General features: G+C 58.1%; 10 protein-coding genes. 2 read left to right on the top strand and 8 right to left on the bottom strand.

All coding sequences use genetic code 11. The features are described 5' to 3' along the window. Positions 1 to 38 precede the first annotated feature (38 nt). Entirely contained in the window at positions 39 to 1,880 is a 1,842-nt protein-coding gene (locus C2U54_RS12330) for a glycoside hydrolase family 19 protein (protein WP_103178887.1), read from the top strand. Between the two features lie 55 nt (positions 1,881 to 1,935). Here the strand turns inward: C2U54_RS12330 and C2U54_RS12335 are convergent, their stop codons facing one another. From C2U54_RS12335 to poxB, 4 genes are all read right to left on the bottom strand, one after another. After that, positions 1,936 to 2,949: an NAD-dependent epimerase/dehydratase family protein gene (locus tag C2U54_RS12335; RefSeq protein ID WP_103178888.1), complete on the bottom strand. Its 1,014-nt coding sequence runs from the start codon at positions 2,947 to 2,949 to the stop codon at positions 1,936 to 1,938. A gap of 91 nt (positions 2,950 to 3,040) precedes the next feature. Beyond that, complete coding sequence (locus C2U54_RS12340; RefSeq protein ID WP_103178889.1) at positions 3,041 to 4,477, bottom strand: SDR family oxidoreductase; 1,437 nt, start codon at positions 4,475 to 4,477, stop codon at positions 3,041 to 3,043. A gap of 9 nt (positions 4,478 to 4,486) precedes the next feature. Further along, a complete protein-coding gene (ltaE, locus tag C2U54_RS12345; RefSeq protein ID WP_103178890.1) occupies positions 4,487 to 5,488 on the bottom strand; it encodes a low-specificity L-threonine aldolase in 1,002 nt (333 codons plus the stop codon). A gap of 38 nt (positions 5,489 to 5,526) precedes the next feature. Then, complete coding sequence (gene poxB, locus C2U54_RS12350; protein WP_103178891.1) at positions 5,527 to 7,245, bottom strand: ubiquinone-dependent pyruvate dehydrogenase; 1,719 nt, start codon at positions 7,243 to 7,245, stop codon at positions 5,527 to 5,529. 151 nt (positions 7,246 to 7,396) lie between these two features. Between poxB and C2U54_RS12355 the strand changes: the two genes are divergently transcribed. Further along, positions 7,397 to 7,831, top strand: coding sequence for a DoxX family protein (locus C2U54_RS12355; RefSeq protein ID WP_103178892.1), 435 nt, complete (start codon positions 7,397 to 7,399; stop codon positions 7,829 to 7,831). 99 nt (positions 7,832 to 7,930) lie between these two features. On the opposite strand, the gene hcr is transcribed toward C2U54_RS12355, so the two are convergent. From hcr to aqpZ, 4 genes are all read right to left on the bottom strand, one after another. Continuing rightward, complete coding sequence (gene hcr / locus C2U54_RS12360) at positions 7,931 to 8,899, bottom strand: NADH oxidoreductase (RefSeq protein ID WP_103178893.1); 969 nt, start codon at positions 8,897 to 8,899, stop codon at positions 7,931 to 7,933. Positions 8,900 to 8,910: 11 nt separating this feature from the next. After that, positions 8,911 to 10,563, bottom strand: coding sequence for a hydroxylamine reductase (gene hcp, locus C2U54_RS12365; protein WP_103178894.1), 1,653 nt, complete (start codon positions 10,561 to 10,563; stop codon positions 8,911 to 8,913). Between the two features lie 143 nt (positions 10,564 to 10,706). Then, positions 10,707 to 11,606, bottom strand: coding sequence for a lysine exporter LysO family protein (locus C2U54_RS12370; protein WP_103178895.1), 900 nt, complete (start codon positions 11,604 to 11,606; stop codon positions 10,707 to 10,709). Between the two features lie 167 nt (positions 11,607 to 11,773). Further along, a complete protein-coding gene (gene aqpZ / locus C2U54_RS12375; protein WP_103181056.1) occupies positions 11,774 to 12,469 on the bottom strand; it encodes an aquaporin Z in 696 nt (231 codons plus the stop codon). Positions 12,470 to 12,751 lie beyond the last annotated feature (282 nt).

Raw genomic sequence — 12,751 nt, forward strand, 5'->3', positions numbered from 1 at the left:
CGTATTGCTTATTATCGTTTTGAAAAGGAACAACGTAGATGAATAAAAGGACATTGCTGAGCATTCTGGTCGCGGGGGCGTGTGTTGCGCCAGTAATGGCACAGGCAAACATGCTCAAGGCGGAAAGCAGTGAACCCTACACGATAAAAGCCAGCGATCTGGCAAAAAAAGAGCAGGCGTTAACGGATTTTCCGCTGATGAAGTCGGTCAAGGCGACAATCCGCACCCTGGATAACGCCCTGGTGGAGCAGATTGAGCCGGGTAAGGCGACCAATCCAGATAACGTGAAGCGTGTTGAAAGCATTCTGAAGGAGAGCGACTGGGAGTATCTGTTCCCGCTGCGCGCCAAAGAGTACAGCTACAGCAACTTCCTGAAAGCGGTGAGTAAATTCCCGGCGCTGTGCGATACCTACACCGATGGCCGCGACAGCCTGGCGATTTGCCGTAAAGAGCTGGCGACCATGTTTGCACACTTCGCGCAGGAGACCGGCGGGCATGAATCCTGGCGTCCGGAAGCCGAATGGCGTCAGGCGCTGGTATACGTTCGCGAAATGGGCTGGAGCGAAGGCCAGAAGGGCGGCTATAACGGCGAATGCAACCCGGATGTCTGGCAGGGACAGACCTGGCCGTGCGGCAAAGACAAAGACGGCGATTTCCTGAGCTACTTTGGCCGCGGCGCCAAGCAGCTCTCCTACAACTATAACTACGGTCCGTTCTCGGAAGCGATGTTTGGCGACGTCCGCACGCTGCTGGACAAACCGGAGCTGGTTGCCGACACCTGGCTGAACCTGGCGAGCGCCATCTTCTTCTTCGCCTACCCGCAACCGCCGAAGCCGAGCATGCTGCAGGTCATCGACGGCACCTGGCAGCCAAACGATCACGACAAAGCTAACGGCCTGGTACCGGGCTTCGGCGTGACCACCCAGATCATTAACGGCGGCGTGGAATGTGGCGGCCCGACGGAAATTGCCCAGTCGGAAAACCGGATCAAATACTACAAAGAGTTCGCCAACTACCTGAAAGTGCCGGTTCCGGAAAATGAAGTCCTGGGCTGTGCCAACATGAAGCAGTTTGATGAAGGCGGCGCCGGTGCCCTGAAAATTTACTGGGAACAGGACTGGGGATGGAGCGCAGATACGCCGGACGGCAAAACCTACGCCTGTCAGCTGGTGGGTTATCAGACGCCATTCAGCGCCTTTAAAGAGGGCGATTACACCAAGTGCGTGCAGAAGTTCTTTAACGTGAATATCGTCAATGACGATGGCTCTGCGGTTAACCCGAGCGATAATACGCCTGCGGACAATACCCCGGCAGACAATACGCCAGCGGATAATACTCCGGCTGATAACACCCCGGCTGACAATACGCCAGCAGATGAGACGCCAGCTGTGACTAACCATGCGCCGGTTGCGGTCATTTCCGGCCCGGTTGGGGCGGTTGACGCGGGTGCCCAGGTCTCCCTGAGCGCGGAAGGCTCCACTGACGAAGATGGCAACAAACTGACCTACACCTGGCGTTCCCAGGACGGCCAGACCGTCTCCGGTGAAGACAAGGCGGTAGTGACCTTTACTGCGCCTGAGGCGGCAACGGCTCAGCAGATTGAAGTGAGCCTGACCGTCAGCGATGGCGAGCTGAGCGACACCACGACTTACCTGCTGAACGTGAAAGCGAAAGCGCAGACCCCGTCAGGTGACGAAGGCTCAGACACTTACGCGGCGTGGAGCGCCAACAACAAGTACAACGCAGGGGATATCGTGAACAACCACGGTAAACTCTTCCAGTGCAAGCCGTTCCCGTACAGCGGCTGGTGTAACAGCACCCCGGCTTACTATGAACCAGGCGTAGGCCTGGCATGGGCAGACGCCTGGACCGCGCTTTAATAGCAAAACGGCAACCTCAGGGATGCCGTTTTTTTCTCTGCCGCGCGCCGGGCTGTTAGCGATGTAACTTCCCGTGATCCCGCAGCCAGGCCGCGGTGCGCACAATCCCCTCATCCAGCGTCACCAGCGGCTTATAGCCCAGCTCGCTCTCAGCGCGTTGCGTATCGAGGGTAAAATCAAAGTTCAGTTTCGACACCCCGTAGTGCGTCAGCATCGGCTCTTTGGCAGCCTTATTGCCCAGCCGCTCCATGCTGCGGGCAATAATATCCAGCATCGGGTAGGGCACGGAGCGGATCCGGCAGTGAATGTTCAGCTCGTCGATCAGCTTTTGCACAATGCTGCGCAGCGAGCGTGGCTCGCCGTTGGTGATGTTGTATGCCCGGCCGGATGGCAGCCCGTCGCACTCACGCTGGCTGGCCAGCCACATGGCATGAATGGCATTGTCGTAATAGGTCATGTCCACCAGCGCATCCCCGCCGCGCGGCAACAACACGCTGCCGTAGTGGTGCATCATCTGCGCCAGGCGCGGAATAAACACTTTGTCGTGCGGGCCAAACAGGCTCTGCGGACGCAAAATGGTAAAACGGGTATGCGGGTTAGACTGCGCCAGCAGATCGATTACCTCTTCGCTGGCGGCTTTACTGCGGGCAAATTCGCAGGCGAAGCGCGCCGGACGGAAATCTTCCTGGATATCGCGATGGTGGTGATAGTCGAAATAGAGCGACGGCGAGGAGATATGCACGAAGTTGCGCACGCCCCAGGCCACAGCCCACTCACCCAGACGGCGGGTGGCGCGCACGTTTGCCAGGTCGAACGCTTCCTGGGTTCCCCAGGGTGAGGTAAAGCTGGAGCAGTGCCACAGCGTATCGATTCCGGCCAGCATCACTTTTGCCTGGGAAGAGACCAGTTCCGTCAGGTCGGCATGGACAAACTCTGCGCCCATTTTTTGCAGCAATTTACCCATCGCTTCATTACGACCGGTGGCCCGGACGCTGACGCCTTTATTGCGCAAAAACTCCACCGCATTGCGGCCTAAGCCGCTGGTGGCGCCGGTAACCAGTACCTTCATATCGATCCACTGTATTGAAAGAATTTCGTGCGCATTCTTCCGTGAATTACGACTGTATGCAATGGGAAACGTGAAAGATTCAGAGTTTTAATTACTCTTTTTCTCTGTTTTGTTCTGCCAGAAAAACAATACGCCGGGCCATTCCCCGGAAGATAAACAGGTGCGCCGGGATCATCAGCAGCCAGTAGAACAGACCTGGCATGCCGTGCGGATGCCACCAGGCGCGCACGTCCAGCTCCCGGTGGTCGCCTTTGTCCTTGAGCGTAAAGCACAACCGCCCGAGGCCGGGGGCTTTCATGCCAAACAGCAGCGCCAGCTGCTTTTCAGGTTCAACGATAATTACCTTCCAGCTGTCAACGGTATCGCCGGTTTGCAAATATGGCGCGGCCGGACGGCCTTTCGCCAGCTTATGCCCGACGAGCCGATCCATCATCGCCCGGGTTTGCCACAGCGCGTTGCCAAAGAAGTAGCGCTCTTTACCGCCGATCTGGTTCACCACTTCCCACAGGGCGCTGAGGCTGGCGGTGGTTTTCACCGTGCATCCGGCCTGTTTCGGGTAGTAACCATATTCCGGACGCCAGCGGGCGAACGCCTGGGCGTCGTAGCCCCAGTCGCTGGAGTTCACCAGCTTCTCCTCTTCTTTCAGCGTGTTACGAACCGCGTCATCGAAGGGGATCAGCGTTTGCGGGATCAGGTTGCGCAGCGCGCGATCGTCCGCCAGCAGATCGTGTTTCAGACCCTGGATTAACGCTTTGGCAATGGTCGGCGGCACGGAGGTAATCACATTTAAAAACCACACTGAGATCCAGCGGGTCGGGAAAGGAATGGGGATCAGCGGGCGACGACGGCCACTTACCCGCATAAAATGTTCAAACTGCTGCTGATAGCTCAACACCTCGGGTCCGGCGGCCTCCAGCACCCGGTGCTGCGTGGCCGGGTGGTTGAGGAGCTCCACCATATAGTGCAGCAGGTTCTCCAGCGCAATCGGCGTGGTGCGGGAGCGGACCCAGCGCGGCGGGGTCAGCACCGGCAGGTTATAGACCATATCGCGCATCACTTCGAAGGCGGCAGAACCGGCGCCAACGATGATCCCGGCCCGCAGTTCGGTAAGCGGGATCCCGGCGCTGCACAGAATATCGGCGGTAAGTTGCCGGGCGCGCAGATGGTCGGACTGCTCATGCGCCGGTGCCTGTAACGAACTGAGAAAGATAATCTGCTTAACCGGGTGTTCCAGCAGCACGTCGCGCACGTTCATCGCCACCTGGCGCTCGTGGGCGATAAAGTCACCCCCTTCGCCCATGCTGTGTACCAGATAGTAAAGGGTATCCACCCCCTCCAGCAGCGCCGCCAGCGTCTGCGGCCAGTTGAGGTCGATAGCATGGCAGGTGACGTGGGGCAGGGCCTGCTTTTGCAGACGCTCAATGCTGCGTGCCGCAGCCCGTACCTGATGCCCGTGTGCGCTCAGGGCGGCCACCAGATGTTGACCGATATACCCGCTGGCACCCAGCACCAGAATACGTTGCGGCACGTGGACTCCTTAGCGCTGCAAAAATGCCTGCCAGTGGGCAACCACTTCTGTCAGCTGCTCGCGGTTAACGTCGAGATGCATCACCAGACGCAGCACCGGCGAGGCGTTAATCAGCACGCCGCGCGCCTTCATAAACTCGCCTAATGCTGCGGCATGTTCCTCTCCGACGCGGACAAAGAGCATGTTGGTGTCGTGACGCATCACGTCGGCGCCGATCTCGCGCAGCTGCGCAGCCATCCACGCGGCGTTGTCGTGATCGTCCTTCAGGCGGGCTACGTTATTTTTCAGGGCGTACAGACCCGCCGCGGCGAGGATCCCGGCCTGGCGCATGCCGCCGCCGGTCATTTTGCGCCAGCGGTTGGCGCGCTTGATGTAGTCGGCGTTGCCCACCAGCAGGGAGCCCACCGGCGTGCCCAGCCCTTTGGAGAGACAAATGGTGAACGAGTCGCAATATTGCGTAATCGCTTTCAGCTCACAGCCATACTCCACCACAGCGTTGAAGATGCGCGCGCCGTCGACGTGCAGCCCCAGTTTACGCTCGCGGGTAAACTCCCACGCCGCTTTCAGGTAGTCGCGCGGCAGCACTTTGCCGTTATGGGTGTTTTCGAGGCTGAGCAGTCTGGTGCGGGCGAAGTGAATGTCGTCGGCTTTGATTTTAGCCGCCACCTTGTCCAGCGGCAGGGTGCCGTCTGCGGCGGCATCGATCGGCTGGGGCTGAATGCTGCCGAGCACCGCTGCGCCGCCCGCTTCGTACAGGTAGTTATGCGCTCCCTGGCCGACGATATACTCTTCGCCGCGCTCGCAGTGGCTGAGCAGGGCCACCAGGTTCGCCTGGGTGCCGGTGGGCAGGAACAGGGCGGCCTCGTGGCCGCTCAGTTCGGCGGCATAGCGCTGAAGTTCGTTAACGGTGGGGTCATCGCCATAGACGTCGTCCCCGACCGGCGCGGCCAGCATCTCCTTGAGCATGGCCTGCGTCGGGCGGGTTACGGTATCGCTACGTAAATCAATCATTTCACATCCCTATAGTTTAAAAGGTGATGTGAAATGTTTTACCTGAGCCAGTTGGTTTTTGCCAGCTCCAAAACTTCGTCACCGCGGCCACTGATAATGGCGCGCAGCATATAGAGACTAAAGCCCTTCGCCTGTTCCAGTTTGATCTGCGGCGGAATAGCCAGCTCCTCTTTGGCCACCACCACATCCACCAGCACCGGGCCGTCGGTGGCAAAGGCGCGCTGCAAGGCCTCATCCACCTCTGAGGCTTTCTCCACGCGAATACCGGTGATACCGCAGGCTTCGGCGATGGCGGCGAAGTTGGTGTCGTGCAGATCCGTACCGTCGGTCAGATAGCCGCCCGCTTTCATCTCCATCGCCACAAAGCCCAGCACGCTGTTGTTAAAGACGATGATTTTGATCGGCAGTTTCATCTGCGCCACTGAAAGGAAGTCGCCCATCAGCATGCTGAAGCCGCCGTCGCCGCACATCGCCACCACCTGACGGTCCGGCGCGGTGGCTTTCGCCCCCAGCGCCTGCGGCATGGCGTTGGCCATTGAGCCGTGGTTAAACGACCCCAGCAGGCGGCGCTTGCCGTTCATTTTCAGGTAACGCGCCGCCCAGACGGTGGGGGTACCTACGTCGCAGGTAAAGATGGCATCCTCGTCGGCGTAACGACTGATCTGCTGGGCCAGATACTGCGGGTGCAGCGCTTTATCGCTGGGTTTCGCCTTGTCATCCAGCCCTTTGCGGGCATCGCGATAATCGCTCAGGGCTTTATCCAGGAAGGTGCGATCGGTCTTCTCCTCCAGCAGCGGCATGAGTGCGCTCAGGGTCGCCTTGATGTCGCCCACCAGCGCCATATCCACTTTGCTGTGCGCCCCGATGCTGGCGGGGTTAATGTCGATCTGGATAATTTTGGCGTCGGTGGGGTAAAACGCGCGATAGGGGAACTGGGTCCCGAGCAGCACCAGGGTGTCGGCATTCATCATGGTGTGGAACCCGGAGGAGAAGCCAATTAGCCCGGTCATCCCCACGTCGTAGGGGCTATCGTATTCTACATGCTCTTTCCCGCGCAGGGCGTGAACAATCGGCGCCTTCAGGGTGCCGGCAAATTCCAGCAGTTCCTCGTGGGCTCCGGCGCAGCCGCTGCCGCACATCAGGGCGATGTTGCTGGAGTAGCGCAGCAGCTGGGCCAGTTTTTTCAGCTCCGCGTGGGCGGGCGTCACCACCGGCTGGGGCGCAGGATACCAGTGGGTGCTGGCACTTTCCGGCGCAGCCTGCAGCGCCACGTCGCCTGGCAGCACAATCACCGAAACGCCGCGCTTCAGAATGGCGTTGCGCATCGCCAGGGCCAGCACCTGGGGGATCTGCTCAGGGGAGGAGACCAGTTCACAGTAGTGGCTGCATTCACGGAACAGCTCCTGCGGATGCGTCTCCTGAAAATAGCCGCTGCCGATCTCGCTCGACGGAATGTGCGCGGCGATAGCCAGCACCGGGACATGATTACGGTGACAATCAAACAGACCGTTGATCAGGTGCAGGTTGCCAGGCCCGCACGAGCCCGCACAGACCGCCAGCTCTCCGGTCAGTTGGGCTTCGGCCCCGGCGGCGAACGCGGCGACCTCCTCATGGCGGGTCGGCATCCATTCGATGGTGCCCATTCGGTTCAGGCTGTCGCTCAGACCGTTGAGGGAATCCCCGGTAACACCCCAGATCCGTTTTACCCCGGCCTGTTCCAGCATTTTCGCAATATAGTTCGCCACGGTTTGTTTCATGGTAGTCCATCTCCTGAATGTGATAACGCTTTCAAGCTTAGATGAAACTGACCGGCATGCCCGCGGAATCCCCCTTATTAATAGTTGCTTTCACTGTGCAACATTTCGTCATATTGTGGTAGGAGTTTAGTTAAAAATGGAGTTAATTCAGATGGTTAAATCATTGTTACTTGCTGTTAATGAAACGCTAACGCACGAAGATTTCGGCAGATTGTTGCTGCGGCTGGCGGTGGGGGGATTGATGCTGTTTCATGGCCTGCATAAGGCTATCGACGGGGTCGGGGGGATTGCAGGCATGCTGGTGGCAAAAGGGCTGCCGGGCTTTATCGCCTGGGGCGTGCTGATGGGTGAAGTGGTGGCGCCGATCCTGATTATTCTCGGCATTCTCACCCGTCCGGCGGCGCTGATATTAGCGTTCACCATGGTGGTGGCGTGGCTGATGGTAGGCACCGGGAAAACCTTCGCGCTGGATGCGGTAGGGGCATGGGCGATTGAGAGTCTGGTCTATTTCTTTGTGGGGGCGCTGGCGGTGGCATTTTTGGGGGCAGGGCGGTTTGCGGTGGTCAGCGATCCGGCGTGGAAGTAATTCCTCTGCGGCGGTAATGCCGGGCGGCACTGCGTTTGCCCGGCCTACGGTTCGCGCTCTTTTGTAGGCCCGGCAAGCGTAGCGCCACCGGGCGTTTTTTCAGGCCAGCACCAGATCCCCCTGCGGATGGCAGGAGCAGGCCAGCACATAGCCTTCCGCCACTTCGGCATCCGTCAGCGTCATGGTGCTGGTAACGGTATAGTTCCCGTCCACCACTTTTGTTTTACAGCAGCCGCACACGCCTGCACGACAGGCAGCCACCACCGGCACGTTATTGCTCTCCAGCGCCTCCAGCAGCGTGCTGCCCACGCGGCCAAAGAAGGTTTGCGCAGGCTGCAGTTTGGTGATCTTCAACCCGTGGGTGGCGGCTTCCGCGACCGGGGTAAAGAACTGCTCTTTAAAGAAGCGGGTCACGCCCAGGGCCTTCACCTCTTCTTCAACGATTGCCATATAGGGCGCCGGACCACAGGTCATCACCGTGCGGGAGGCGATATCCGGTACGCTTTGCAGCAGTTCGCGACTCAGGCGACCGGCGACAAACCCCTCTGTGGCGTTGTTTTCCGCCACCAGGGTAACCGGGTAGTGACGCCATTCGTCTGCAAAAATGACATCCTGCGGCGAGCGCACGCTGAAGATCACCGCCACGTCAGCCTGCGGGCGATTCTTCGCCAGCCAGCGCCGCATCGACATCACCGGCGTGACGCCGCAGCCGGCGGCCAGCAGCAGGAATTTGTCGTCCGGCTTATCGTCGCAGGTAAAATCTCCCTGCGCGTCAGAGAGCCAGATATAATCCCCACGCTTCACCTCACCTGTCAGCCACTGTGAGCCCGCCCCCTCATCAATGCGACGAACCGTCAGCGTAATGTACTCGCTGATGCCCGGCGTCGAGGAGATCGTGTACGCCCGCAGCGTCTCTGCGGAGTGACGCACGCTGACCAGCGCATACTGCCCGGCACGGTAAGGATAATAGTCGTGACACAGCAGCGAAATCGTCCAGACATCCGGCGTTTCCTGATGGATGTGGTGAACCTGCATCCGCCATGGGCACTGATGGGTTGGCATCGTCATACTTTTACTCCTTACGCGCTCAGCAGTTGCTTCATATCTTCTTCAACGGTGGTCACGGAACGCAGACCGAACTTCTCGTTGAGAACCGCCAGCAGATCCGGGGTAAAGAAGCCAGGCGCCGTCGGGCCGGTGACGATATTTTTCACGCCCAGCGAGAGCAGGGTCAGCAGGATCACAATCGCTTTCTGCTCGAACCAGGAGAGCACCAGCGACAGCGGCAGATCGTTTACGCCGCAGCCCAGTTTTTCCGCCAGGGTGACCGCGAGGATGATGGCTGAGTAGGCATCGTTACACTGACCGGCATCGATCAGGCGCGGCAGCCCTTCGATATCGCCGAACTCCAGCTTGTTGAAGCGGTACTTACCGCAGGCCAGGGTCAGGATGAGGCAGTCGTCCGGCACGCTGGTGGCGAAGTCGGTGAAGTAGTTACGTTCCCCGCGCGCGCCGTCGCAGCCGCCCACCAGGAAGATGTGACGCAGTTTTTCGCGGCTCACCAGGTCAATCAGGGAATCCGCCGCACCCAGCAGGGTCTGGCGACCGAAACCGACGGTGATCAGGTGCGGAATTTCGCTGTAGGGGAAGCCCGCCATCTGCTGGGCCTGGGCAATCATCGGACCAAAATCGTCGCCTTCGAGGTGGCTCACGCCCGGCCAGCCGACGATGCTGCGGGTCCAGATGCGGTCATCGTAGGCACCCACCGTCGGGTCGATGATGCAGTTCGAGGTCATCACGATAGGGCCCGGGAAGCGGGCAAACTCCACCTGCTGATTCTGCCAGCCGCTGCCGTAGTTCCCGATCAGATGTTTGAATTTACGCAGTTCCGGGTAGCCGTGGGCGGGCAGCATCTCACCGTGGGTGTAGACGTTAACGCCGGTGCCGTCGGTCTGCTCCAGCAGGTTGTAGAGATCTTTCAGGTCATGACCGGAGATCAGGATGCATTTGCCTTCGGTCGCTTTGACGTTGACCTGCGTCGGGGTTGGGTGGCCATATTTGGTGGTTTCACCGGCATCCAGGATGCTCATCACTTTGAAGTTCATCTGGCCGATCTCCATGGAACACTCCAGCAGGGCGTTCATGTCTGAAGGCCAGGTACCGAGCCACGCCATAATTTTGTGGTACTGGGCGTAGATGTCGTTGTCGTACTGATCCAGAACGTGGGCGTGCTCCATATAGGCCGCGGCACCTTTCAGGCCATACAGGCAGAGCAGACGCAGGCCGAGAATGTTCTCGCCAATCGCCGCTTTGTCTTTGTTCGGGGTAAATTCAGCCGCCTGGCGCTGCAGATCGCCGAGGTCGTCGCTGACCAGTTGCAGGTCACCCATCGGGTTATCGACCTGAGCGCTGGCATCCACATTCAGGCACTGCGCTTTGAGGGCTTCACGCAGGGCGATGGCTTCGCGGGCGTAGCCCACAATGCGCGGGGAGTCGAAGTTCACGTTAGTCAGGGTAGAGAAAAACGCGCGCGGGGCGAAGTGATCAACGTAGTGGTCGATAATGCCATATTCCCGGGCTTTAACTGCCCAGGCGGATAAACCCTGCAGGGAGGCGATCAGTAAATCCTGCAGATCGGAGGTTTCTGCGGTTTTACCGCACATGCCCTGTGCGTAAGAGCAGCCGTTGCCAGCTGGGGTACGGATGGTTTGTTCACATTGCACACAAAACATAATCACACCTGTTAAAGTTATATTTGATATACATGTTTAAGATTATGCCTGTGGCGATACGGTGGGAAGCGCTTTCTGCCACAAAGTAGAGGGATATTGATTTAGCGCAATTTTGGCGGCAGCAGGCTACCGCCAAAGAAGTATCAGGCTGAGAAGAACGCCATCATGACGGGCACCAGCAGGCTTAAAATAAAGCCGTGAACGATGGCGGCAGGTACCATCTCCAGCCCGCCCGAGCGTTGCAGCACCGGCAGGGTGAAATCCATCGAGGTGGCACCGCACAGCCCCAGCGCCGTGGAACGACTGCGGCGCACCAGACCGGGGATCAGCATGATGGCGATCAGCTCGCGCCCCAGATCGTTAAAGAAGGCGGCGCTGCCAATGACCGGACCGAAAGACTCGGTTAACAGAATGCCGGAAAGCGAGTACCAGCCAAAACCGGAGGCCATCGCCAGGGCGGTATTCAGCGGCAGGTCGAGAATAAAGGCGTTAATCACCCCGCCAATCAGCGAACTGCCCACCACCACCACCGCCACTATCATGCCGCGACGGTTGAGAACGATCTGTTTTAGGGTCATGCCATTATTTCGCAGCTGAATACCAATAAGGAACAGCAGGAAGATCAGGGTATATTCACTGGCCTCGGTGGCGTGTTGTAAAAAAGAGAATCCTGTCAGCCCCAGCAGAAAACCGAGCACCACCACGCCGCATAATTTTAATGACTCCAGCGCCATGGCAATGCGTGAAGGCAATTTTTCCTGATGGTGATGATTTTTCCACGGAATAGCGCGCTCCAGCCAGAACAGGGCCGCGATATTACAGAGCAAAATAACGGCCATCGTAATAATGGAGTAGTGCAGGATAGAGAGCAGATTGGTGGCAAGATTATCGAGGAAGGCGAGGCTGATCCCCATAAAAAAGAGAATGACGTAGACAATTCCGCTCAAAAGTCGGTTGATCAGTTTTAACGCTGACAGCTGATGAAGAGGAATGAGATAGCCCACGATCAGTGGGAGCAGAATGATTAAGAGTCCTGAAAACATGAACAACCGGTCCTGTATATGAGTGGCGCTGTGACACTACCCAATTCAGACGGTTCAGTAAAGGTGAAAACAGTGCCGGGCGGCGCTTCGCTTGCCCGGCCTACGAAATGCTGTCCCGTAGGCCGGGTAAGGCGAAGCCATCACCCGGCGCCACAACGCGCGCACGCTTAATCGCGTTTTTCCAGCAGGGTGCGGTACAGCACGCCGCCAATAATACCGCCGATAATCGGCATCACCCAGAACAGCCACAGCTGTTGCAGCGCCCAGCCGCCCTGGAAGATGGCTACCGCTGTGCTGCGCGCCGGGTTAACAGAGGTGTTGGTCACCGGAATGCTGATCAGGTGGATCAGGGTCAGCGCCAGGCCAATCGCAATCGGCGCGAAACCGGCCGGGGCGTGCTTGTCCGTTGCGCCGTGGATCACCAGCAGGAAGCCCGCAGTCAGCACAATTTCAATCACGATGGCAGAGAGCATGGAGAAACCGCCCGGGGAGTGTTCGCCAAAGCCGTTTGAGGCAAAGCCGCTGGCCGCAGCATCAAAGCCCGCTTTACCGCTGGCAATAACATACAAAATAGCGGCAGCAATAATTCCACCAATGACCTGGGCAATAATATAGCCAGCAACCTCTTTTGCCGGAAAACGGCCGCCGGCCCACAATCCTAATGTTACCGCCGGGTTAAAGTGACCGCCGGAAATATGCCCCACGGCATACGCCATCGTTAAAACCGTTAAACCAAAGGCCAGCGAAACGCCGACAAAACCAATTCCCAGTTCCGGGAACCCTGCTGCCCGGACGGCGCTACCGCAGCCACCAAATACCAACCAGAATGTCCCAAAACATTCCGCTGCTAATTTTCTGAACATAACCACCTCAAAGAAAAAATGAGCGCAATCCTGCGCCATTGTTATTTATCGCCAAAACAAGCGACGATTTTTAAAACGCCACTATTCTAAAAATGAATATTCCCTCTCACCAGTTAAATAAATACGGTAAGTTTGATGTAGGGCAATGTGTTGCGCTTCCTTGCTAAATTATGGCGAGTAAAGCAGAGTTACATTTTCGGCAGCAAGAGTATGCGGCGGAAATCGTTATTACAAATGAAACTGTCTGGTTAAATTCTTAATTTTCCCTTCTGGCAATCATTA

The organism is Leclercia sp. LSNIH1 (assembly GCF_002902985.1).
GTDB lineage: Bacteria > Pseudomonadota > Gammaproteobacteria > Enterobacterales > Enterobacteriaceae > Enterobacter.

Bases quoted from the DNA above. Each gene is read 5' to 3' on its own strand.
- C2U54_RS12330 (WP_103178887.1), top strand. From the start codon at position 39: ATGAATAAAAGGACATTGCTGAGCATTCTGGTCGCGGGGGCGTGTGTT.
- C2U54_RS12335 (WP_103178888.1), bottom strand. From the start codon at position 2,949: ATGAAGGTACTGGTTACCGGCGCCACCAGCGGCTTAGGCCGCAATGCG.
- ltaE (WP_103178890.1), bottom strand. From the start codon at position 5,488: ATGATTGATTTACGTAGCGATACCGTAACCCGCCCGACGCAGGCCATG.
- poxB (WP_103178891.1), bottom strand. From the start codon at position 7,245: ATGAAACAAACCGTGGCGAACTATATTGCGAAAATGCTGGAACAGGCC.
- C2U54_RS12355 (WP_103178892.1), top strand. From the start codon at position 7,397: ATGGTTAAATCATTGTTACTTGCTGTTAATGAAACGCTAACGCACGAA.
- hcr (WP_103178893.1), bottom strand. From the start codon at position 8,899: ATGACGATGCCAACCCATCAGTGCCCATGGCGGATGCAGGTTCACCAC.
- hcp (WP_103178894.1), bottom strand. From the start codon at position 10,563: ATGTTTTGTGTGCAATGTGAACAAACCATCCGTACCCCAGCTGGCAAC.
- C2U54_RS12370 (WP_103178895.1), bottom strand. From the start codon at position 11,606: ATGTTTTCAGGACTCTTAATCATTCTGCTCCCACTGATCGTGGGCTAT.
- aqpZ (WP_103181056.1), bottom strand. From the start codon at position 12,469: ATGTTCAGAAAATTAGCAGCGGAATGTTTTGGGACATTCTGGTTGGTA.